Genomic DNA, 22,215 nt, shown 5'->3' with positions numbered 1-22,215 from the left:
GGCGGTGCGGTCCGCTGCGGACTCCGGGCTACGGCTCCGGGCTACCTGCTATGGGCTCCGGGCTCCGGGCTCCGGGCGAACGCTCCGGGGCCCGGGCACCGTGTGGCGGTGTCCGGGCCCCGGAGCGAAGACGGGAGAGGCGGTGCTAGAGACCCGCCGCCGTGCGCAGCGCGTCGACGCGGTCGGTGCGCTCCCAGGTGAAGTCGGGCAGCTCCCGGCCGAAGTGACCGTACGCCGCGGTCTGGGCGTAGATCGGGCGCAGCAGATCGAGGTCGCGGATGATCGCGGCCGGGCGCAGGTCGAAGACCACACCGATGGCGTGCTCGATCTTCTCCGTGTCGACCGCGGCGGTGCCGAAGGTCTCGACGAAGAGGCCCACCGGCTCGGCCTTTCCGATCGCGTAGGCGACCTGGACCTCGCAGCGCGTGGCGAGACCGGCCGCGACGACGTTCTTGGCGACCCAGCGCATGGCGTAGGCGGCCGAGCGGTCGACCTTGGACGGGTCCTTGCCCGAGAAGGCGCCGCCGCCGTGGCGGGCCATGCCGCCGTACGTGTCGATGATGATCTTGCGGCCGGTGAGGCCGGCGTCACCCATCGGGCCACCGATCTCGAAGCGCCCGGTCGGGTTCACCAGCAGACGGTAGCCCTCGGTGTCGAGCTTGATGCCGTCCCCGACGAGCTGCGAGAGGACGTGCTCCACGACGAACTCGCGGATGTCGGGCGCGAGCAGCGAGTCCAGGTCGATGTCCGACGCGTGCTGCGAGGAGACCACGACCGTGTCGAGACGGACGGCCTTGTCGCCGTCGTACTCGATGGTGACCTGGGTCTTGCCGTCGGGGCGCAGGTACGGGATGGTCCCGTTCTTGCGGACCTCGGAGAGCCGGCGGGAGAGCCGGTGCGCCAGGTAGATCGGGAGCGGCATCAGCTCGGGCGTCTCGTCGCAGGCGTAGCCGAACATCAGCCCCTGGTCGCCGGCACCCTGCTTGTCGAGCTCGTCCTCCTCTTCCCTCCGGGAGGCGCCCTCGACCCGCTTCTCGTAGGCGGTGTCGACACCCTGGGCGATGTCCGGGGACTGCGCCCCGATGGACACCGAGACACCGCAGGAGGCCCCGTCGAAGCCCTTCTTGGAGGAGTCGTATCCGATCTCCAGCACCTTGTTGCGCACGAGGTTGGGGATGTCGGCGTAGGCCTTGGTCGTGACCTCACCCGCGACGTGCACCAGACCCGTGGTGATCAGGGTCTCCACGGCGACGCGCGAGGTGGGGTCCTCCCGCAGGAGTGCGTCGAGAATCGTGTCGCTGATCTGGTCGGCGATCTTGTCGGGGTGGCCCTCGGTGACGGACTCCGAGGTGAAGAGACGGCGGGACACATCGCTCCCTGGGGTTGCAGCGGCTGCTGGCTGATCATGGTTGGAACGCCCGGGAGCTGCGCCCGGCACATTCCGTCGACCAGTTTATCGGTCGCATCCGGTGATTGAGCCACACGTCTCGCCCCTTGGGAGGTCTGTGACCTGCGGCACTGTTGACGACGGTACGACAATCCCTTCTTTCGGGTGCAAGATATGGGCCTTTTGCTCGCCTGCCGTTCGACCGGACGCGGAGGCAATCTAGCCGAAGCGCGCCACGACGAGGTCCCACACCGTGTCGGCCAGCGCTTCCTTGGGACCGTACGGCACAGCGGTCTCGCCGCCGTCGGCCCCCAGCACGACCGCCTCGTTCTCCTCGGACCCGAAGGTCTTGCGCTCCCCCACCTCGTTGACGACGAGGAGGTCACAGCCCTTGCGGCGGAGCTTCTCGCGGCCGTTGGCGAGGACGTCGTCCGTCTCGGCCGCGAATCCGACGACGATCTGCCCCGGCCGGGCCCGGTCGGCGGCGACCTCGGCGAGGATGTCCGGATTGCGGACGAGCGCGACGGCCGCGGGTTCCTGGCCGTCCTTCTTCTTGATCTTGCCCGTCGCGTACTCGGCGGGGCGGAAGTCGGCGACCGCCGCGGCCATCACCACCACGTCGGCGTCGGCCGACGCCTCCAGGACGGCCTCCCGGAGCTGCACGGCGGTCCCGGCGCGCCGGACGTCGGCCCCTGCGGGATCGGGGAGACCCGTGTTCGCCTCGATCAGCGTCACCCTGGCTCCCCGGGCGACGGCGGTACGGGCCAGCGCGTAGCCCTGCTTGCCCGAGGAACGGTTGCCGAGGTAGCGGACCGGGTCGAGGGGTTCGCGGGTGCCGCCCGCACTGATCACCACATGGCGTCCGGCCAGGTCGGGCGTGCCGGGGCCCCGGGCCAGGACGCGCCGGCAGACCTCGAAGATCTCCGCCGGGTCGGGCAGCCGGCCCTTGCCCGTGTCGACGCCGGTGAGCCGGCCCACGGCCGGCTCGATGACCACGGCACCACGGCGGCGCAGCGTGGCGACGTTCTCCTGCGTGGCGGGGTGCTCCCACATCTCGGTGTGCATGGCCGGCGCGAAGACGACCGGACAGCGCGCGGTGAGCAGGGTGTTGGTGAGGAGGTCGTCGGCGAGGCCGTGGGCGGCCCTGGCCAGCGTGTCGGCGGTTGCGGGGGCGACCACCACGAGGTCGGCGCCCTGGCCGATCCGCACGTGGGGCACCTCGTGCACGCTGTCCCAGACCTCCGTCGACACGGGGTTCCCGGACAGCGCCGACCAGGTCGCGGCCCCGACGAAGTTCAGCGACGCGGCGGTCGGCACGACCCGCACGTCGTGGCCGGACTCGGTCAGCCTGCGCAGCAGTTCGCACGCCTTGTACGCGGCGATGCCTCCGCTGACCCCCAGGACGACCCTCGGCTTCTCCACTGCGTCTCCCCGCACTCGTGTCTCTGGCGCACCCGGCCTCCGGCGGCCCGTGGCGTACGGACTCCATGCTGCCTCACGGCGCACTCCGGCCTGCGGCGGGTGCCCGGTGCCGGACACACCACAGGCCCGGCGGTGAGGACCGCCGGGCCTGTGGTGAAGGTGCGTCTTGCCGCCTGCTTACTGCGCGGGGCCCTCGATGGCCTCGGAGGTCAGCAGGCCCGCGTTGATCTCGCGGAGCGCGATCGAGAGCGGCTTCTCGTGCACGTGGGTGTCGACGAGCGGACCGACGTACTCGAGGAGGCCTTCACCGAGCTGCGAGTAGTACGCGTTGATCTGGCGCGCGCGCTTGGCGGCGTAGATCACAAGGCTGTACTTCGAGTCGGTGGCCTCGAGGAGCTCATCAATCGGCGGGTTGATGATGCCCTCGGGCGTGGTGATGGAAGAGGACACTCTCTGCCTTCCGAAGGGGATAGAGATCAAAGAGATCTTTGATCGTGCTGGTTCCGCAGTGGTGATGCTCTGCGTCCGCGGAACGGCGAGGGGACCGGTGAGGGTCAGTCGTCGGTGCCGCGGAGGCCGGAAGCCTGCAGCATCAACGTTAGCAGCTCGCGTGCCACGTCCTCGACGGAGGTGTTGACGAGCGTGGTGTCGAACTCGTCCTCGGCCGCCAGCTCGACCTTCGCGGCCGTGAGCCTGCGCTCGATCACGTCGGGCGCCTCGGTGCCGCGGCCGGTGAGCCTGCGCACCAGTTCGTCCCAGCTCGGAGGGGCCAGGAAGACCAGCTGCGCCTCGGGCATGGACTGCCGGACCAGCCGGGCGCCCTGGAGGTCGATCTCCAGCAGCACCGGCTCGCCCGCGTCCAGGCGGTCGAGCACGGCGCGGCGGGGCGTGCCGTAGCGGTTGCCCGCGAACTCGGCCCATTCGAGCAGCTCGCCGTTGGCGATGAGCTTGTCGAACTCCTCGTCGTCCACGAAGAAGTAGTGGACGCCGCTGCTCTCCCCGGGGCGCGGCTTGCGTGTCGTGGCCGACACGGAGAGCCACACCTCGGGGTGAACCTTGCGCATGTGAGCGACGACCGTGCTCTTGCCGACCCCGGAGGGGCCGGAGAGCACGGTCAGCCGCGGACGTACGTCCGGGGGTACGGGGGACGTCCCCCGGGATGTTGCAGCCATGGAGCGATTATCCAGCTTCTCAGGAGTGCCTGAGAACGTCAGGCGGGACTGCCGCCGAACTCACGCTCCAAAGATGCGATCTGGTTGGAGCCGAGACCCCGGACCCGGCGGCTCTCGGAGATGCCGAGCCGCTCCATGATCTGCTTGGCGCGGACCTTGCCCACGCCCGGCAGGGACTCCAGTAGGGCGGAGACCTTCATCTTGCCGATGACGTCGTTCTCCTGGCCCGACTTGATGACCTCGTGGAGGGAGGCGCCGGAGTGCTTGAGTCGATTCTTGACCTCGGCCCGCTCCCGGCGAGCCGCGGCGGCCTTTTCGAGCGCGGCTGCGCGCTGTTCAGGGGTAAGGGGCGGAAGAGCCACGCCTACGTCACCTCGGATGTCGATCTGTCGGATACGGACCGGTGAGGAGCCTGATGGCCCCGCACCTGGTGAGCAACGAACAGCTTGTGCTCGTTGGCTCTCGACGGAGACTAGCGGCCAAGGCCGCCCGAGTCAGCGAGAACAGACGAAAAGTCCTGGTCAGCTGTGGCCGACCGGGACATTTCGGCCATAACAACCCGGATTTCTGGTCAGGATTCCGTCGACAGGCTGTTACGTGGCATGGTCAGCCTTCCGGGACGGCCGAACGGACCTCGTCCGCGAACCGTCCGGCGGCTTCGCGCAGCCCTGACGCGTCCGGTCCGTGGCGGAGCACGCCCCGGCTCACGCTGGGCACCACGTTGCGCACCGCGGCACCGAACACGCGGGGCAGATCCGCGGGCGTCGCACCCTGGGCGCCGATGCCGGGAGCGAGCAGCGGGCCGTTGATCGCGAGATCCGCGCCCGTGTCCCCGAGGGTGGCACCGACCACAGCGCCGACGGAGCCGAGCGGCGTCGCGCCCTCGTTCTCCGCGGCCATGTGGTCGAGCATCACCTGGGCCAGGGTCCGCCCGTCGGCCGAGGCGGCCCGCTGGACCTCCGCGCCCTCCGGGTTGGAGGTGAGTGCGAGGACGAAGACGCCCGCGCCGGAGACCGCGGCGGCGTCGAGTGCCGGGCGCAGCGAGCCGAAGCCCAGGTACGGCGAGACGGTGACCGCGTCGGAGAAGAGCGGTGAGTCCTTGTCGAGGTAGGTGGCCGCGTAGGCGCCCATCGTGGAGCCGATGTCGCCGCGCTTGGCGTCCATCAGCACCAGGGCCCCGGCCGCGCGGGCCTCCTCGACCGCCTTCTCCAGGACGGCGATGCCGCGCGAGCCGAAGCGCTCGAAGAACGCCGACTGGGGCTTCAGGACGGCGACGCGGTCGGCCAGGGCCTCCACGACCGTGCGCGTGAAGCGCTCCAGGCCGGCGATGTCGTCGTTCAGGCCCCACGAGGTCAGGAGCGAGGCGTGCGGGTCGATGCCGACGCAGAGCGGCCCGCGGGTGTCCATGGCGTGGCGCAGACGCGCGCCGAAGGGTTCGGTCGTCACCGGGTGGCCTTCCGTGTCTCGGCGCCGACGGCTTCGGCGAGGGTGGCGTACGGGGAGGCGGCCAGCCGGGCGGCCAGCCCCTTGTGGATCGCCCGGGCGTAGAACGGGCCCTCGTAGATGAAGGCGCTGTAGCCCTGGACGAGCGTGGCACCGGCGAGGATGCGCTGCCAGGCGTCCTCCGCGGTCTCGACCCCTCCGACGCCCACCAGGGTGATCCGGGTCCCCACGCGGGCGTAGAGGCGGCTCAGGACCTCCAGGGAGCGCTTCTTGAGGGGCGCGCCGGAGAGCCCGCCGGTCTCGCCCGTCAGCGCCGCCGGCGACTTCAGGCCGAGGCCGTCGCGGGCGATCGTGGTGTTGGTGGCGATGATGCCGTCCAGGCCGAGTTCCACGGCGAGGTCGGCGACCGCGTCGACGTCCTCGTCCGCGAGGTCCGGGGCGATCTTGACGAGCAGCGGGACGCGCCGGTCCGTCACGGTGCGGTCGGCCGCCTCGCGCACCGCGGTGAGCAGGGGCCGGAGCGACTCCGTGGCCTGGAGGTTGCGCAGGCCCGGGGTGTTGGGGGACGAGACGTTCACGACGAGGTAGTCGGCGTGGGCGGCGAGCCGCTCGGTGGACTTCACGTAGTCGCCCACGGCCTCGGCCTCGGGGACCACCTTGGTCTTGCCGATGTTCACGCCGACGGTCGTGCGGAAGACCGGGCGTCGTGCGGCGAGGCGCTCCGCCACGGCCGCCGAGCCCTCGTTGTTGAAGCCCATCCGGTTGATCAGCGCCCGGTCGGCGACGAGCCGGAACAACCGCTTGCGGGGGTTGCCCGGCTGCGGTTCGCCGGTGACCGTGCCGATCTCGATGTGGTCGAAGCCGAGCATCGACATGCCGTCGATGGCGACGGCGTTCTTGTCGAAGCCGGCCGCGAGACCGAAGGGGCCGTGCATCCGCAGGCCGAACGCCTCGGTGCGCAGCGCCTCGTGCCGGGGGGCGAGCGCGGCGGCGGCGAAGGTGCGCAGCACGGGGATCCGGGCGGCGAGGCGGATCCAGCGGAACGCCGCGTGATGGGCCTGCTCCGGGTCCATCCGCTTGAAGACCAGCTGGAAGAAGAGTTTGTACATCACGGTGTCCTCATGAAGAGGGGGACACCGTTTCCGGTGTCCCCCTGCTGGGCCTGACTGCTAGTCGCGTGCCGCGGTCAGATGTTCCGCGTGTTCCTGGAGGGAACGTACGCCGACCCCTCCGTGGTTGAGCGCGTCGATGCCCTGCACGGCGGCGGCGAGGGCCTGGACCGTCGTGAGGCACGGCACGGACCGGGCCACGGCGGCGGTGCGGATCTCGTAGCCGTCGAGCCTGCCGCCCGTGCCGTAGGGCGTGTTGACGATGAGGTCGACCCCGCCGTCGTGGATCAGCTGGACGATGGTCTTCTCGCCGTTGGGCCCCTCGCCCTCGGACTGCTTGCGCACGACGGTGGCGTTGATGCCGTTGCGCTTGAGCACCTCGGCGGTGCCGGAGGTCGCGAACAACTCGAAGCCGTGGGCGACGAGTTCGCGCGCCGGGAAGATCATCGAACGCTTGTCGCGGTTGGCGACGGAGATGAAGGCGCGGCCCTTGGTGGGCAGCGGACCGTAGGCGCCCGCCTGCGACTTGGCGTACGCGGTGCCGAACACCGAGTCGATGCCCATGACTTCACCGGTGGAGCGCATCTCCGGGCCGAGGACCGTGTCGACGCCGCGGCCGTGGACGTCGCGGAAGCGCGACCACGGCATGACGGCCTCCTTCACGGAGATCGGCGCGTCCAGCGGCAGGGTGCCGCCGTCGCCCTGCCTGGGCAGCAGGCCCTCGGCGCGCAGTTCCGCGATGGTCGCGCCGAGCGAGATGCGCGCGGCGGCCTTCGCCAGCGGGACCGCGGTCGCCTTCGAGGTGAAGGGGACGGTCCGCGAGGCACGCGGGTTGGCCTCCAGCACGTACAGGATGTCGCCGGAGAGCGCGAACTGGATGTTGATCAGCCCGCGGACGCCGACTCCCTTGGCGATGCCCTCGGTCGAGGTGCGCAGCCGCTTGATGTCGAAGCCGCCGAGCGTGATCGGGGGCAGCGCGCAGGCGGAGTCGCCGGAGTGGATGCCGGCCTCCTCGATGTGCTCCATGACGCCGCCGAGGTAGAGCTCGGTGCCGTCGTAGAGCGCGTCGACGTCGATCTCGATCGCGTCGTCGAGGAAGCGGTCGACCAGGACCGGCCGGGTGGGGCTGATCTCGGTGGACTCCGCGATGTAGGAGGAGAGGCGGGTCTCGTCGTAGACGATCTCCATGCCGCGCCCGCCGAGCACGTACGACGGGCGTACGAGGACGGGGTAGCCGATCTCGTCGGCGATGGCCTTGGCCTCGGCGAACGTGGTCGCGGTGCCGTGCTTGGGGGCGGGCAGGCCCGCCTCGGCGAGCACCCGGCCGAAGGCGCCCCGGTCCTCGGCGGCGTGGATGGCCTCGGGGGAGGTGCCCACCACGGGGACGCCGTTGTCCTTGAGCGCCTGCGAGAGGCCGAGCGGGGTCTGGCCACCGAGCTGCACGATGACACCGGCGATCGGGCCGGCCAGCGACTCCGCGTGCACGATCTCCAGGACGTCCTCCAGGGTGAGCGGCTCGAAGTAGAGCCGGTCGGAGGTGTCGTAGTCCGTGGAGACGGTCTCCGGGTTGCAGTTGACCATCACGGTCTCGTAGCCCGCGTCGCTCAGCGCGAACGAGGCGTGGACGCACGAGTAGTCGAACTCGATGCCCTGGCCGATGCGGTTCGGGCCGGAGCCGAGGATGATCACCGCGGGCTTGGTGCGGGGCGCGACCTCGCTCTCCTCGTCGTAGGAGGAGTAGAAGTACGGCGTCTTCGCGGCGAACTCCGCCGCGCAGGTGTCCACCGTCTTGTAGACGGGGCGGATGCCGAGCGCGTGCCGGACCTCGCGCACGACGTCCTCGCGCAGGCCGCGGATCTCACCGATCTGGGCGTCGGAGAAGCCGTGCCGCTTGGCCTCGGCGATCAGCTCGGCGTCGAGCCGCTCGGCGGCGGCCAGCTCGTCGGCGATCTCCTTGATCAGGAAGAGCTGGTCGACGAACCAGGGGTCGATCCTCGTGGCGTCGAAGACCTCCTCCTGGGTCGCGCCGGCGCGGATCGCCTGCATGACGGTGTTGATGCGGCCGTCCGTCGGGCGCACCGCCTCCGCGAGCAGTTCCGCCTTGTCGCCGGGCTCACCGGTGAAGGCGAACTGCGAGCCCTTCTTCTCCAGGGAGCGCAGGGCCTTCTGCAGCGCCTCGGTGAAGTTCCGGCCGATCGCCATGGCCTCGCCCACCGACTTCATGGTGGTGGTGAGGGTGGAGTCGGCGGAGGGGAACTTCTCGAAGGCGAAGCGCGGGGCCTTGACGACGACGTAGTCGAGGGTCGGCTCGAAGGAGGCCGGCGTCTTCTCGGTGATGTCGTTCGGGATCTCGTCCAGCGTGTAGCCGACGGCCAGCTTGGCGGCGATCTTGGCGATCGGGAAGCCGGTGGCCTTGGAGGCGAGCGCGGAGGACCGGGAGACGCGCGGGTTCATCTCGATGACGATGACCCGGCCGTCGGCGGGGTCGATGGCGAACTGGATGTTGCAGCCGCCGGTGTCGACGCCGACCTCGCGGATGATCGCGATGCCGATGTCGCGCAGCCGCTGGTACTCGCGGTCGGTGAGGGTCATCGACGGGGCGACCGTGATGGAGTCACCGGTGTGGACGCCCATGGGGTCGAAGTTCTCGATGGAGCAGACGACCACGACGTTGTCGTTCCGGTCGCGCATGAGCTCCAGCTCGTACTCCTTCCAGCCGAGGATGGACTCCTCCAGGAGCACCTCGGTGGTCGGCGAGAGCGTGAGCCCCTGTCCGGCGATGCGGCGCAGCTCCTCCTCGTCGTGGGCGAAGCCGGAACCGGCGCCGCCCATCGTGAAGGAGGGGCGGACGACGACGGGGTAGCCGCCGAGCGTGTCGACGCCGGCGATGACGTCGTCCATGGTGTGGCAGATGACGGAGCGGGCGGACTCGCCGTAGCCGATCTTGGCCTTGACGGCCTCGACGACGCCCTTGAAGAGGTCGCGGTCCTCGCCCTTGTTGATGGCCTCGACGTTGGCGCCGATGAGCTCGACGCCGTACTTCTCCAGCACGCCGTTGTCGTGCATGGAGATCGCGGTGTTGAGCGCGGTCTGGCCGCCCAGGGTCGGGAGCAGCGCGTCGGGGCGCTCCTTGGCGATGATCTTCTCGACGAACTCGGGGGTGATCGGCTCGACGTACGTGGCGTCGGCGATCTCCGGGTCGGTCATGATCGTCGCCGGGTTGCTGTTCACCAGGATGACGCGCAGGCCCTCGGCCTTGAGCACGCGGCAGGCCTGGGTCCCGGAGTAGTCGAACTCGGCGGCCTGACCGATGACGATCGGGCCTGAGCCGATGACCAGGACGGACTGGATATCGGAGCGCTTAGGCACGCTGGCCCTCCATCAGGGTGACGAAACGGTCGAAGAGGTACGCGGCGTCGTGCGGGCCCGCGGCTGCTTCGGGGTGGTACTGGACGCTGAAGGCCGGCTGGTCGAGCAGCTGCAGCCCTTCGACGACCTGGTCGTTCAGGCATACGTGGGAGACCTCGGCCCGGCCGAACTCCGTGTCGGAGACCTTGTCGAGCGGGGCGTCGACGGCGAAGCCGTGGTTGTGCGCGGTGACCTCGACCTTGCCGGTCGTGCGGTCCTGCACCGGCTGGTTGATGCCGCGGTGGCCGTACTTCAGCTTGTAGGTGCCGAAGCCGAGCGAGCGGCCCAGGATCTGGTTGCCGAAGCAGATGCCGAAGAGCGGGGTCTTCCGCTCCAGGACGCCGCGCATGAGGGCGACCGGGTGGTCGGCGGTGGACGGGTCGCCGGGGCCGTTGGAGAAGAACACGCCGTCGGGCTCGACCGCGTACACGTCCTCCAGGGTGGCGGTGGCGGGCAGGACGTGCACCTCGATGCCGCGCTCGGCCATGCGGTGCGGGGTCATGCCCTTGATGCCGAGGTCGACGGCCGCGACCGTGAACCTCTTGGTGCCGACGGCGGGGACGACGTACGCCTCCTTCGTGGCGACCTCGGCCGCGAGGTCGGCGCCGGCCATCTCGGGCGCCTGGCGCACGCGGGCGAGGAGCGTCTCCTCGTCGGCGATGCCCTCGCCGGAGAAGATGCCGACGCGCATCGCGCCGCGCTCGCGCAGGTGGCGGGTGAGGGCGCGGGTGTCGACACCGCTGATGCCGACGACGCCCTGGCTCGCGAGCTCCTCGTCGAGGGAGCGGCGCGAGCGCCAGTTCGAGGGCACGCGTGCGGGGTCGCGCACGACGTAACCGGAGACCCAGATCCGCTTCGACTCGGCGTCCTCGTCGTTGACCCCGGTGTTGCCGACGTGCGGGGCGGTCATGACGACGACCTGGCGGTGGTACGAGGGGTCGGTGAGCGTTTCCTGGTAGCCGGTCATGCCGGTGGAGAACACAGCCTCGCCGAAGGTCTCCCCCACGGCCCCGTAGGCACGGCCGCGGAAGGAGCGGCCGTCCTCCAGGACGAGTACGGCGGGAGCTTTTCCGGCTCCCCGGGTGGAGATCGTCATCGTGCGGTGCCTTCCGTCGTGCTGGTGGGGTGGTCGGCGGCTGCGCCGCCGAGGTGGTTGACCGCGTCGACCCAGGCCTGGTGCTCGGCCGCGCGGTCGGAGCGGAAGCCCGAGTCGATCAGCCGGTCGCCTAGCGCCCAGGTGATGACCAGCAGGCCGCCCTCCGGCAGGACCTTGCCCGCGAGGGCCTTGTCGAGCCTGGCCTCGCGCAGCGCGGCCGCCGGGACGAAGAAGTCCGAGGCGCCGGGGCGTACGACGTCGAGGCCCTGCTCGGTGAGGGTCAGCTCGACGCGGCTCCGGGTGCCGAGGCCGTGCGCGACGATCCTGTCGAGCCACTGCCCGGCGGTCGTCGACGCGTGGTAGCGACCGGTCAGGGTGAGCAGCGTCCCGCCGTCCGCGAAGCCTTCGGGGGTGGTCGCGAGTGCGGGGATGCCGGACTGCAGGCGGCCCCGCCACTTCCATCCCTGGCGCATGAGCCAGTAGACGAACGCGACGAAGACGATCAGTCCGACGACCCAGCTGATGCGGGCGGACCAGTCGGTCACCTCGGCCGATTTCTGGTCCGCGGCCAGCAGGTACAGCCGGGGTCCGGAGTTGAGTGATGTCACGCGAGCTTCCCGTCGACGACCGTGGCACGGCCCCGCAGGAACGTGTGGGTCACTCGGCCGGGCAGCTCGCGACCCTCGTAGGGAGTGTTGCGGCTGCGGGAGGCGAAGCCCGCGGGGTCCACTGCTCCACGGTATGCCGGATCGACCAGGACGAGGTTGGCGGGCTCACCCGCCGAGACGGGCCGGCCGTGTCCTTCGAGCCTGCCGATGGCCGCGGGACGGAACGACATGCGGTCGGCGACGCCCGCCCAGTCGATGAGCCCGGTCTCCACCATGGTCTGCTGGACCACGGAGAGCGCGGTCTCCAGGCCCACCATTCCCATGGCGGCGGCGGCCCACTCGCAGTCCTTGTCCTCGTGCGGGTGCGGTGCGTGGTCGGTGGCCACGCAGTCGATGGTGCCGTCGGCGAGGGCCTCGCGCAGGGCCATGACGTCGGCCTCGGTGCGCAGCGGCGGGTTCACCTTGTAGACCGGGTTGTAGGACCGCACGAGTTCGTCGGTGAGCAGCAGGTGGTGCGGGGTGACCTCGGCCGTGACGTTCCAGCCCTTGGACTTGGCCCAGCGCACGATCTCGACGGACCCGGCGGTCGACAGGTGGCAGATGTGCACCCGGGAGCCGACGTGGGCGGCGAGCAGGACGTCGCGGGCGATGATCGACTCCTCGGCGACGGCGGGCCAGCCGCCGAGGCCGAGCTCGGCCGAGACGACGCCCTCGTTCATCTGGGCGCCCTCGGTGAGGCGGGGCTCCTGGGCGTGCTGGGCGACGACTCCGTCGAAGGCCTTCACGTACTCCAGGGCGCGGCGCATGATCACCGCGTCGTCGACGCACTTGCCGTCGTCGGAGAAGACCTTCACCCCGGCGGCGGAGTCGTGCATGGCTCCGAGTTCGGCGAGCTGCTTGCCCTCCAGGCCGACGGTGACGGCGCCTACGGGCTGCACGTCGCAGTAGCCGGACTCCTTGCCGAGCCGCCAGACCTGCTCGACGACGCCGGCGGTGTCGGCGACGGGGAAGGTGTTGGCCATGGCGTGGACGGCGGTGAAGCCGCCGATCGCCGCGGCCCTGGTGCCGGTGAGGACGGTCTCGGAGTCCTCACGGCCCGGCTCGCGCAGGTGGGTGTGGAGGTCGACGAGACCGGGCAGCAGGATCTGCCCCTCCGCCTCGATCACGGTGGCGTCCAGGGCGTCGAGCCCGGTGCCGGTCGCGGCGATGGTCTCGCCGTCGATGAGGACGTCCTGCGGCTCGCCGCCGAGGACCTTCGCACCGCGGATAAGGATCTTGCTCATGGTTACTTGTTCTCCTCGGTACGGGCGGCGGCGGACGTCAGGGCGGTCTCGGAGCCGCCCAGCAGCAGGTAGAGGACGGCCATGCGGGTGGAGACACCGTTCGCGACCTGCTCCACGGCGGTGCAGCGGTCGGAGTCGGCGACCTCGGCGGTGATCTCCATGCCGCGGACCATCGGGCCGGGGTGCATCACGATGGCGTGCTCGGGCATCCGGGCCATGCGCTCGCCGTCCAGGCCGTAGCGGCGGGAGTACTCGCGCTCGGTGGGGAAGTAGGCGGCGTTCATGCGCTCGCGCTGCACCCGGAGCATCATGACCGCGTCGGACTTCGGCAGCACGTCGTCGAGGCGGTAGCTGACGTCGCAGGGCCACTGCTCGACGCCGACGGGCACGAGGGTCGGCGGGGCCACCAGGGTGACGTGCGCGCCGAGGGTGTGCAGCAGGTGGACGTTGGAGCGGGCCACCCGGCTGTGCAGGATGTCGCCGACGATCGTGATCCGGCGGCCTTCGAGGTCGCGGCCGATCCCCGCGTCGGGGCCGACCAGCCTGCGGCGCATCGTGAAGGCGTCCAGGAGGGCCTGGGTGGGGTGCTCGTGCGTCCCGTCGCCCGCGTTGACGACCGCGCTGTCGATCCAGCCGGACGTCGCGAGACGGTACGGGGCGCCCGAGGCGCCGTGCCGGATGACCACGGCGTCCGCGCCCATGGCCTCCAGCGTCAGGGCGGTGTCCTTGAGCGACTCGCCCTTGGAGACGGACGAGCCCTTCGCGGAGAAGTTGATGACGTCGGCGGAGAGGCGCTTGGCGGCGGCCTCGAACGAGATCCGGGTCCGCGTCGAGTCCTCGAAGAAGAGGTTGACGACCGTACGGCCCCGCAGGGTGGGGAGCTTCTTGATCGGCCGGTCCGCGACCCGGGCCATCTCCTCGGCGGTGTCGAGGATCAGGACGGCGTCGTCACGGGTGAGGTCGGCGGCCGAGATGAGGTGACGGGGGGTCCGGGGGTGTTCCCCGGGAGGGCGCAGCATCTGGGATCTCCGAGAGGGGTGGAGGATTCAGGCAAACGGGCGTGCGGAAGCCTCCGTGCGGCCGCTGGGGCGCACGGAACCGGACCGCGCTACTGCTCGCCCGCCGGGACGGTCTGCTTGACGCCGAGCAGCACGGCGTCGCGGCCGTCCTCCTCGGAGAGCTGGACCCTGACCGTCTCCCGCAGGGACGTGGGGAGGTTCTTGCCGACGTAGTCGGCGCGGATCGGGAGTTCGCGGTGGCCCCGGTCGACGAGGACCGCGAGCTGCACGGCGCGGGGCCTGCCGATGTCGCCGAGCGCGTCGAGCGCCGCGCGGATCGTGCGGCCGGAGAAGAGCACGTCGTCGACGAGCACGACGAGACGGCCCTCGATGCCCTCGCCCGGGATCTCGGTGCGTCCGATGGCGCGCGCGGGACGCAGCCTGAGGTCGTCGCGGTACATCGTGATGTCGAGCGATCCGACCGGCACCTTCAAGCCGGTGATCTCCTCGAGTTTCCCGGCGAGCCGGCGGGCGAGGAACACCCCCCGCGTCGGGATGCCGAGGAGCACCACGTCGTCGGCGCCCTTGGCGCGTTCGACGATCTCGTGGGCGATCCGGGTCAGAACCCGGGCGATGTCGGGAGCCTCCAGAACGGGGCGTGCCGCATTGCCGGTGTGGTCATGCTGTGCGTCCATAAGAAACGGACCTCCTTCTCCGCCTCACTGGACGGACGTTAAAGGACGTCGAAATTGCGTCATCCACGTTACCAGGGCTTGCGCGAGCCCCCGGCCCCGCCCCCAGGAGGTGGCACTGCGGACCTTTCGGCTTGACGCAGCCAAGTAACGCTGCGTAACCTCACAGTGAGTTACCAGCCACGCGGCACAGCCGCGACACGTTCCAGCGTCCGGGGAGCCCTATGTCCAGCGAATACGCAAAGCAGCTCGGGGCCAAGCTCCGCGCCATCCGCACCCAGCAAGGCCTCTCCCTCCACGGCGTGGAGGAGAAGTCGCAGGGCCGCTGGAAGGCCGTCGTGGTCGGTTCCTACGAGCGCGGCGACCGCGCGGTGACCGTGCAGCGCCTTGCCGAGCTGGCCGACTTCTACGGCGTCCCGGTCCAGGAGCTCCTGCCCGGCACGACGCCCGGCGGTGCCGCCGAGCCGCCGCCGAAGCTCGTCCTCGACCTGGAGCGCCTCGCCCACGTACCGCCGGAGAAGGCCGGTCCGCTGCAGCGTTACGCGGCGACGATCCAGAGCCAGCGCGGCGACTACAACGGCAAGGTGCTCTCGATCCGCCAGGACGACCTGCGCACCCTGGCCGTGATCTACGACCAGTCGCCTTCCGTGCTCACGGAGCAGCTGATCAGCTGGGGCGTGCTGGACGCGGACGCGCGCCGCGCGGTCGCCCACGACGAGGGCTGACAGGCCCGCCGCAGAAACGTACCGCCGGGCCGGCGGGGTGCCTCAGGGCGCCCCGCCGGCCCGGCTTTTTCGTGCTCCGCCCGCGGGCCCCGGCGGCACGCCCGGGCGCCGGGTACGCCGAAGGGCCCACGGCCGGACAGTGGTGTCCAGCGGCCGTGGGCCCTTCGTTCGGCTCAACGCCGCCGGAACGCTACTGCTGCTCCCGGCGGAGGTTCGGCTTGAGGTCCTTGAACCGGGCCAGCAGGCCGTTCACGAAGGCCGGGGAGTCGTCCGTGGAGAACTCCTTGGCGAGCTGTACCGCCTCGTCGATCACCACGGCGTCGGGGGTGGAGTCCATCCAGACCAGCTCGTACGCGCCGAGCCGCAGGATGCTCCGGTCGACGACCGGCATGCGGTCGATCTCCCAGTCCACCGCGTAGGTGACGATGAGGTCGTCGATGCGGTCCGCGTACTGCGCGTACCCCTCGACCAGCTCCATCGTGAATTCGCCGACCGGCGGCTGACGGTCGTCGGTCCGCGAGAGCCGCACCCAGTCCGCGAGGACCGTCTGCACGGACTCACCGCGCTGGTCGGCCTCGAAGAGGATCTGGAAGGCGCGCTTGCGGGCCTTGTTCCGGGCAGCCACGGTTAGCTGTTCACCCGGCCGAGGTAGTCGCCCGTGCGGGTGTCGACCTTGATCTTCTCGCCGGTGGTGATGAAGAGCGGGACACCGATCTCGTAACCGGTCTCCAGGGTGGCGGGCTTGGTGCCACCGGTGGAGCGGTCGCCCTGGACGCCCGGGTCGGTGTGCTGGATGGTCAGCTCGACCGCGGCAGGCAGCTCGACGTAGAGCACCTCGCCCTCGTGCTGCGCGACGGAGGCCGTGAAGCCCTCGATGAGGAAGTTGGCGGCGTCGCCGACGGACTTGCGGTCGACCATGAGCTGGTCGTACGTGTCCATGTCCATGAAGACGAAGTACTCGCCGTCCATGTACGAGAACTGCATGTCCCGGCGGTCGATGGTGGCCGTTTCGACCTTCACGCCGGCGTTGAACGTCTTGTCGACGACCTTGCCGGAGAGCACGTTCTTGAGCTTGGTGCGCACGAAGGCGGGGCCCTTGCCGGGCTTGACGTGCTGGAACTCGACGACGGACCAGAGCTGGCCTCCGTCGAGCTTGAGCACCAGGCCGTTCTTGAGGTCGTTCGTGGAAGCCACGGTTGCGGAATCTCCTGGACTGAAGCTGGTGGACGACCGGGGACGCGCGCCGGATCCTCCGCGAGGAGATTCCTAGAGCGCGAGCAGTTCCTTGGTCGTAATGGTGAGTAGCTCGGGTCCGCCGTCCGCCTCGGGGCGCACGACGAGCGTGTCATCGATCCGGACACCGCCCCGGCCCGGGAGGTGGACCCCCGGTTCGACGGTGACCGGCACACAAGCGTCCAGTTTACCCATGGCTGTCGGTGCCAACTGCGGGTCCTCGTCGATTTCGAGCCCGACCCCGTGACCGGTACTGGGCTGGAGGCCTTCCGAGTGACCCGCGGAGTCCAGGAGCTGGCGGGCCGCACGGTCGACGTCGCGGTAGGCGGCCCCGGGCACGAGAGCCTCCCTCGCGGCCCGCTGAGCGGCGAAAACGAGGTCGTAGAGGTCGATCTGCCAGTCCGCGGGGCTGGTCCCGATGACGAAGGTGCGCCCGATCTCGCAGCGGTATCCGCGGTAGTTCGCCCCGAGGCAGACCGAAAGGAAATCCCCCTCCTCGACCCTTCGGTCCGAGGGCCTGTGCCGCCCTCTGCCCGAGTTGGGACCGGTCCCGACCGATGTGGGGAACGCCGGCCCGTCGGCCCCGTGGTCCACCAGCCGGCGCTCCAGTTCCAGGGCCAGGTGGCGTTCGGTACGGCCGACGAGGATCGACTCCAGGAGCTCTCCGAGCGCGTGGTCGGTGATCTCCGCGGCGATCCGCAGGCAGGCCAGCTCCTCCTCGTCCTTGACGATCCTCAGCTGCTGCACGGCGAGGCCGAGGTCGGCCAGGCGCAGCCCTGGGGCGACGGAGAGCATGGCGCGGTGCCGGGCCACCGTGAGGTCGTTCTCCTCGACGGACAGCGAGCCGGCGTCCGAGGAGAGGGCCAGGCCGGCCGCGGCGACGACCGGGTCGCCCGCCGGGTCCGGCAGGACGCTCACCCGCAGCTGTTCGTCGGGACGGCCGTGGACGGAGTCGTCGGCCGGTGCCCGGGGGCAGAGCAGGACGTCCTCGCGGGGCCCGAGCAGCAGCACGGCGCCCGGCGGGGCGGCGCCCGCGAGGTAGCGGACGTTGGCGGGGCGCGAGACCAGGGCGGCCGCTGATCCGGCGGCGGCGTAACGGTCGCGCAGCAGCCCGCGTCGGACGGCGTACACCTCTGACATGTTTTCGAGCGTACGAGCGCGGGGGGCGGCCCGCCCGGCCAGCGCATCCGACCGGGTCCCGCGGGGCCGCTACCAGGAGGGCGGGCTGGCTATGGAGCGGGCCAGGACGTCGTCGAGGACCCGGGCGGTCGTCTCGACGTCGTAGGTGGAGTTGTCGATGATCGGCAGGCCGGAGCCGTACCAGCCGGCCATCCGGCCGTGGATGCGCGCCACCTCCTCGTCGGAGAGCCTGCGGTTCCCGCTGCGGGCGGCGTTGCGCTCAAGGACGACCTCCAGGCCGGGCAGGAGGACGACGGGGAGCAGGCCGGGGCCGACGTGCCGCTTCCAGCCGCCGAGGCCGACGACGGGCCGGTCCGGGAAGACGGCGTCGTCGAGGATGCAGGAGATGCCGTTGGCGAGGAAGTTGCGGGCGGCGAAGCCGCAGGTGCGCCGGGCCAGGCGGTACTGGGCCTCGGAGTGGTCGTTCCATCCGGCCTGCGGGTCGGCGAAGCCGGAGCAGACCCATTCGCGGACGTCGTCGAGCGAGACGTGCGCGGTGGGGACGCGGCGGCGGCCCGCCCAGAGCTTGGCGACCGTGGTCTTGCCCGCTCCGGCGGGACCGATGAGCAGCACGGCCAGGGTCGCCGCCCCGGTGCCCGCCTCGGCGGGCGGCGCGGGCAGCGGCACGGGTCCGCCGGGTGGCAACTGGATGTGCCCGGTGGACTCCCTGGAGGGCGGCATCGGGGCGTGCCGGGGTGTGGGCGGCGTCTGGGGCGCCGGTGCCGCGGGAGGCGGCGTCCCCGGGACGCCGGGATGGCCTGGGTGCTGGGCCTGGTGCGCCCACGGTCCGTTCCCGGGACCCTGGGGCGGCGGCAGCGGGGCCCCCACTGCGTGCTGCATCCGGTGCCACTCCGTCTCGTGCAGGCAACTGGCGCTGGTCGACGGCAACGGTACCCTCCCCGGCCGCCACGCTGTGAACGGGCGGGGAGGGCCCGAAGTGCCCGGTGTCAGTCCGCCAGTTCGCCGGCGAGGGCGCGCAGGGCGAGCCGGTAGGAGCCGATCCCGAACCCCGCGACGGTTCCGGTCGCCACCGGTGCGATCACCGAGGTGTGGCGGAACTCCTCGCGCGCGTACGGATTCGAGATGTGCACCTCGATCAGCGGGGCGGTGCGCTGGGCCGCCGCGTCCCGCATCCCGTACGAATAGTGCGTGAACGCACCCGGGTTGATGACGACCGGCAGGGAGCCGTCGGCCGCCTCGTGGAGCCAGCGGATCAGCTCGCCCTCGTCGTTGGTCTCGCGGACCTCGACGTCGAAGCCGAGCTCCTTGCCGAGCGCCTGACAGGCCTCGACGAGACCGGCGTAGGACGTCGCCCCGTACACGTCGGGCTCGCGGGAGCCGAGGCGTCCGAGGTTGGGTCCGTTGAGCACGAGGACCCTGCGGCTCACGCGGAGACCTCCCCGTAGGCGGCGAGCAGCACGGCCGGGTCGGGGCCTTCGAGCACGGTGGGCTTCCCGATGCCGTCCAGGACGATGAAGCGCAGCAGGTCGCCGCGGGACTTCTTGTCGACCTTCATGTTCTCCAGGAGCTTGGGCCACTGGTCGCCGCGGTAGGTGAGCGGCAGTCCGACGGACTCCAGGACGGCACGGTGCCGGTCGGCCGTGGCGTCGTCGAGGCGCCCGGCGAGGCGGCCCAGTTCGGCGGCGAAGACCATGCCGACGGAGACGGCCGCCCCGTGGCGCCACTTGTAGCGCTCGTTCTTCTCGATGGCGTGGGCGAGCGTGTGCCCGTAGTTGAGGATCTCCCGGAGCCCGGACTCCTTGAGGTCACTGGAGACGACTTCGGCCTTGACCCGGATGGAGCGCTCGATCAACTCGGCGGTGTGCGGGCCCGCGGGGGTACGGGCGCCCTGCGGGTCGGCCTCGACGAGGTCGAGGATCACCGGGTCGGCGATGAATCCGGCCTTGATGATCTCGGCCATGCCGGAGACGTAGTCGTGGACGGGCAGCGAGTCGAGCGCGGCGAGGTCGCAGAGCACCCCGGCCGGCGGGTGGAAGGCGCCGACGAGGTTCTTGCCCTCGGCCGTGTTGATGCCGGTCTTGCCGCCGACGGCCGCGTCGACCATGCCGAGCACGGTCGTGGGGACGGCGATCCACCGCACTCCGCGCAGCCAGGAGGCGGCGACGAAGCCCGCGACGTCGGTGGTGGCGCCACCGCCGATACCGACGATGACGTCGGTGCGGGTGAAGCCGGTCTGGCCGAGCGCCTTCCAGCAGTAGGCGGCGACCTCGACGGTCTTGGCCTCCTCGGCGTTCGGCAGCTGGATCGCGATGGCCTCGTAACCCTGGGCCGCGAGGTCCTCACGGATCGCCTCACCGGTCTCTGCGAGTGCCTCGGGGTGCAGCACGGCGACCCGCTTGACGCGGTCGCCGATGAGGCCCGGCAGCTCGCCGAGGAGCTGCCGCCCGACGAGGACCTCGTACGGGTCGGTGCCCGCGGTGCCGGCGATCTGGATGCGCGTGGTGCCCTGCTCGGTCATGGTTGTGCTCTCCCGGCCGGACGTCACGGGCTCACCCGTGCGCTCCGGCAGTTCCAGTGCGTCGAGGATCGCCTGGGCGACCTCTTCGGGGGTGCGGTCGTCGGTGGTGACAGTGGCCCGGGCCACTTCCTCGTACAGAGGGCGCCTGGCGTCCATGAGTTCGCGCCACTGCCGCCGCGGGTTCACCGCGAGGAGGGGGCGCGCGGTGTTCAGCCCGACCCTCCGCACGGCCTCGTCCACGTCCATCGAGAGGTAGACGACGGGACGCCCGGCCAGCAGCGCCCGGGTCGATTCGTCCAGTACGGCGCCGCCGCCGAGGGCGAGGACGCCCGTGTGCTGGTCCACCGCGGCCCTCACGGCCTCCCGTTCCAGCGCGCGGAAGTGCTCCTCGCCCTCGTCGAAGAAGATCTCGGCGATCGCCTTGCCGGCCGTGGCCACGACGTCCGCGTCGGTGTCTCGGTAGCCCGCGCCCAGACGCTCGGCGAGCAGCTCGCCCACCGTGGACTTGCCGACCCCCATCGGGCCGACCAGGACAATCAGCGGCCCGCTCACCGGATCTGGAGGTGGGAGAGGTACGACTGCACGTTGCGGTGGGTCTCGGCGACGCTGTCGCCGCCGAACTTCTCCGCGACCGCGTCGGCCAGCACCAGGGCGACCATGGCCTCGGCCACGATGCCGGCGGCCGGGACCGCGCAGACGTCGGAGCGCTGGTGGTGGGCCTTCGCCGCCTCGCCGGTCACGACGTCGACGGTGGCCAGCGCCTTGGGCACGGTCGCGATGGGCTTCATCGCGGCGCGGACCCGCAGCAGCTCACCGGTGGTGAGCCCGCCCTCGGTGCCGCCGGAGCGGCCGGAGGCGCGCTTGATGCCGTTCTCGGTGGCGAGGATCTCGTCGTGCGCCTTGGATCCCGGCACCCGGGCGAGGTCGAAGCCGTCGCCGACCTCGACGCCCTTGATGGCCTGGATGCCCATCAGGGCGGCGGCGAGGCGGGCGTCGAGCCTGCGGTCCCAGTGCACGTGCGAGCCGAGGCCCACGGGTACGCCGTAGGCGAGCACCTCGACGACGCCGCCGAGGGTGTCGCCGTCCTTGTGGGCCTGGTCGATCTCCGCGACCATCGCCTTGGACGCGTCGGCGTCCAGGCAGCGCACCGGGTCTGCGTCGAGCCGCTCGACGTCGGAGGGCTTGGGGTAGACGCCGTACGGCGCCTTGGCGGCGGCCAACTCGACGACGTGGCTGACGATCTCGATGCCCGCGGTCTCCTTGAGGTAGGAGCGGGCCACGGCGCCGAGGGCGACACGGGCCGCGGTCTCCCGGGCGCTGGCGCGCTCCAGGACCGGCCGGGCCTCGTCGAAGCCGTACTTCTGCATCCCCGCGAGGTCGGCGTGACCGGGCCGGGGGCGGGTCAGCGGGGCGTTGCGGGCCTGCGCCGCCAGCGCCTCGGGGTCGACCGGGTCGGCCGACATGACCTGCTCCCACTTGGGCCACTCGGTGTTGCCCACCATGACGGCGACGGGCGAGCCCATGGTCAGACCGTGCCGGACGCCGCCGAGGAAGGTGACCTCGTCCCTCTCGAACTTCATCCGCGCACCGCGCCCGTAACCGAGCCGGCGCCGGGCGAGCGCGTCCGCCACCATCTCCGTGGTGACGGGGATGCCGGCGGGAAGGCCCTCCAGCGTCGCCACCAGTGCGGGGCCGTGCGACTCCCCCGCGGTCAGCCAGCGCAACCTGCTCAACGGTGCTCCTCATGCTCGCGCCTGAAACTGCGACGGCGCGACCGGGTGCGCGGCCCTGGCCCGCCGCCCCCGATCCTCCCACGTCCGGGGGTGCGGACCTGCCCCGGTCCAGCAGACGGACCGACGCGCCCTCGCCTCCTCTCCTTCTCCTCCGCACCTTCCGCGTTTCGGGCGACGGGTCCGGTACCAACAGGAACAGATCAAGAAGTGGACAAACAGCCAAGAAAAGCAATTCTCATAATTCAGCG

The 22,215-nt window shown here is 71.0% G+C and carries 21 protein-coding genes; 1 reads left to right on the top strand and 20 read right to left on the bottom strand.

Annotation, left to right across the window (positions count from 1 at the left end; all coding sequences use genetic code 11):
- Nucleotides 1–145: 145 nt before the first annotated feature.
- The 13 genes from metK to pyrR all read right to left on the bottom strand — a co-directional run bounded on the left by metK (nucleotide 146) and on the right by pyrR (nucleotide 14,621).
- Nucleotides 146–1,369, bottom strand: a complete 1,224-nt coding sequence (gene metK / locus ACFYY2_RS13010; RefSeq protein ID WP_388741123.1) for a methionine adenosyltransferase — start codon at nucleotides 1,367–1,369, stop codon at nucleotides 146–148.
- Nucleotides 1,370–1,606: 237 nt separating this feature from the next.
- On the bottom strand, nucleotides 1,607–2,809 hold the full coding sequence (coaBC, locus tag ACFYY2_RS13005; protein WP_388741120.1) for a bifunctional phosphopantothenoylcysteine decarboxylase/phosphopantothenate--cysteine ligase CoaBC: 1,203 nt from the start codon (nucleotides 2,807–2,809) through the stop codon (nucleotides 1,607–1,609).
- A gap of 177 nt (nucleotides 2,810–2,986) precedes the next feature.
- Entirely contained in the window at nucleotides 2,987–3,259 is a 273-nt protein-coding gene (gene rpoZ / locus ACFYY2_RS13000; RefSeq protein ID WP_003970369.1) for a DNA-directed RNA polymerase subunit omega, read from the bottom strand.
- A gap of 104 nt (nucleotides 3,260–3,363) precedes the next feature.
- On the bottom strand, nucleotides 3,364–3,981 hold the full coding sequence (gene gmk, locus ACFYY2_RS12995) for a guanylate kinase (RefSeq protein WP_388741118.1): 618 nt from the start codon (nucleotides 3,979–3,981) through the stop codon (nucleotides 3,364–3,366).
- Nucleotides 3,982–4,019: 38 nt separating this feature from the next.
- The gene (locus ACFYY2_RS12990; protein ID WP_024490957.1) at nucleotides 4,020–4,343 is read right to left on the bottom strand and encodes an integration host factor; all 324 of its coding nucleotides are present in this window, start codon (nucleotides 4,341–4,343) and stop codon (nucleotides 4,020–4,022) included.
- A gap of 244 nt (nucleotides 4,344–4,587) precedes the next feature.
- Nucleotides 4,588–5,427 (bottom strand): orotidine-5'-phosphate decarboxylase, encoded by an 840-nt coding sequence (gene pyrF / locus ACFYY2_RS12985; protein WP_388741114.1) that lies wholly within the window; start codon nucleotides 5,425–5,427, stop codon nucleotides 4,588–4,590.
- A complete protein-coding gene (locus ACFYY2_RS12980; RefSeq protein ID WP_388741111.1) occupies nucleotides 5,424–6,533 on the bottom strand; it encodes a quinone-dependent dihydroorotate dehydrogenase in 1,110 nt (369 codons plus the stop codon). Before ACFYY2_RS12980 ends, pyrF begins: the two co-directional genes overlap by 4 nt.
- A gap of 60 nt (nucleotides 6,534–6,593) precedes the next feature.
- On the bottom strand, nucleotides 6,594–9,902 hold the full coding sequence (gene carB, locus ACFYY2_RS12975; protein ID WP_388741108.1) for a carbamoyl-phosphate synthase large subunit: 3,309 nt from the start codon (nucleotides 9,900–9,902) through the stop codon (nucleotides 6,594–6,596).
- Nucleotides 9,895–11,037 carry a glutamine-hydrolyzing carbamoyl-phosphate synthase small subunit gene (gene carA, locus ACFYY2_RS12970; RefSeq protein ID WP_329035488.1) on the bottom strand — a complete coding sequence of 381 codons (1,143 nt, stop codon included), beginning with the start codon at nucleotides 11,035–11,037 and terminating at the stop codon, nucleotides 9,895–9,897. Before carA ends, carB begins: the two co-directional genes overlap by 8 nt.
- Complete coding sequence (locus ACFYY2_RS12965) at nucleotides 11,034–11,645, bottom strand: hypothetical protein (protein ID WP_388741105.1); 612 nt, start codon at nucleotides 11,643–11,645, stop codon at nucleotides 11,034–11,036. The genes carA and ACFYY2_RS12965 overlap by 4 nt, the downstream gene beginning before the upstream one ends.
- Nucleotides 11,642–12,928: a dihydroorotase gene (locus tag ACFYY2_RS12960; RefSeq protein ID WP_388741102.1), complete on the bottom strand. Its 1,287-nt coding sequence runs from the start codon at nucleotides 12,926–12,928 to the stop codon at nucleotides 11,642–11,644. The genes ACFYY2_RS12965 and ACFYY2_RS12960 overlap by 4 nt, the downstream gene beginning before the upstream one ends.
- A gap of 2 nt (nucleotides 12,929–12,930) precedes the next feature.
- The gene (locus tag ACFYY2_RS12955) at nucleotides 12,931–13,947 is read right to left on the bottom strand and encodes an aspartate carbamoyltransferase catalytic subunit (RefSeq protein WP_388741099.1); all 1,017 of its coding nucleotides are present in this window, start codon (nucleotides 13,945–13,947) and stop codon (nucleotides 12,931–12,933) included.
- A gap of 89 nt (nucleotides 13,948–14,036) precedes the next feature.
- A complete protein-coding gene (pyrR, locus tag ACFYY2_RS12950; RefSeq protein WP_388741096.1) occupies nucleotides 14,037–14,621 on the bottom strand; it encodes a bifunctional pyr operon transcriptional regulator/uracil phosphoribosyltransferase PyrR in 585 nt (194 codons plus the stop codon).
- Nucleotides 14,622–14,842: 221 nt separating this feature from the next.
- On the opposite strand from pyrR, the gene bldD reads away from it, so the two are divergent.
- Nucleotides 14,843–15,343, top strand: a complete 501-nt coding sequence (gene bldD, locus ACFYY2_RS12945) for a transcriptional regulator BldD (RefSeq protein ID WP_014157378.1) — start codon at nucleotides 14,843–14,845, stop codon at nucleotides 15,341–15,343.
- A 190-nt stretch (nucleotides 15,344–15,533) separates the two neighbouring features.
- Here bldD and nusB read toward each other — a convergent pair whose 3' ends face one another.
- The 7 genes from nusB to aroC form a co-directional block, all read right to left on the bottom strand.
- Complete coding sequence (gene nusB, locus ACFYY2_RS12940; protein WP_388741091.1) at nucleotides 15,534–15,968, bottom strand: transcription antitermination factor NusB; 435 nt, start codon at nucleotides 15,966–15,968, stop codon at nucleotides 15,534–15,536.
- A 2-nt stretch (nucleotides 15,969–15,970) separates the two neighbouring features.
- Complete coding sequence (efp, locus tag ACFYY2_RS12935; RefSeq protein ID WP_299540949.1) at nucleotides 15,971–16,537, bottom strand: elongation factor P; 567 nt, start codon at nucleotides 16,535–16,537, stop codon at nucleotides 15,971–15,973.
- 72 nt (nucleotides 16,538–16,609) lie between these two features.
- Nucleotides 16,610–17,716, bottom strand: coding sequence for a M24 family metallopeptidase (locus ACFYY2_RS12930; protein WP_388741086.1), 1,107 nt, complete (start codon nucleotides 17,714–17,716; stop codon nucleotides 16,610–16,612).
- 69 nt (nucleotides 17,717–17,785) lie between these two features.
- Entirely contained in the window at nucleotides 17,786–18,595 is an 810-nt protein-coding gene (locus ACFYY2_RS12925; protein ID WP_388741083.1) for a Pro-rich N-terminal domain-containing protein, read from the bottom strand.
- A gap of 107 nt (nucleotides 18,596–18,702) precedes the next feature.
- On the bottom strand, nucleotides 18,703–19,143 hold the full coding sequence (gene aroQ, locus ACFYY2_RS12920) for a type II 3-dehydroquinate dehydratase (RefSeq protein WP_388741080.1): 441 nt from the start codon (nucleotides 19,141–19,143) through the stop codon (nucleotides 18,703–18,705).
- Nucleotides 19,140–20,786: a 3-dehydroquinate synthase gene (aroB, locus tag ACFYY2_RS12915; RefSeq protein WP_388741076.1), complete on the bottom strand. Its 1,647-nt coding sequence runs from the start codon at nucleotides 20,784–20,786 to the stop codon at nucleotides 19,140–19,142. The genes aroQ and aroB overlap by 4 nt, the downstream gene beginning before the upstream one ends.
- Nucleotides 20,783–21,967, bottom strand: coding sequence for a chorismate synthase (gene aroC, locus ACFYY2_RS12910; protein ID WP_388741074.1), 1,185 nt, complete (start codon nucleotides 21,965–21,967; stop codon nucleotides 20,783–20,785). The genes aroB and aroC overlap by 4 nt, the downstream gene beginning before the upstream one ends.
- Nucleotides 21,968–22,215: the final 248 nt, after the last annotated feature.

The sequence above is a fragment of the Streptomyces sp. NPDC001822 genome, assembly GCF_042892135.1.
GTDB lineage: Bacteria > Actinomycetota > Actinomycetes > Streptomycetales > Streptomycetaceae > Streptomyces.
This window is presented reverse-complemented; position numbering and strand designations above follow the sequence as displayed.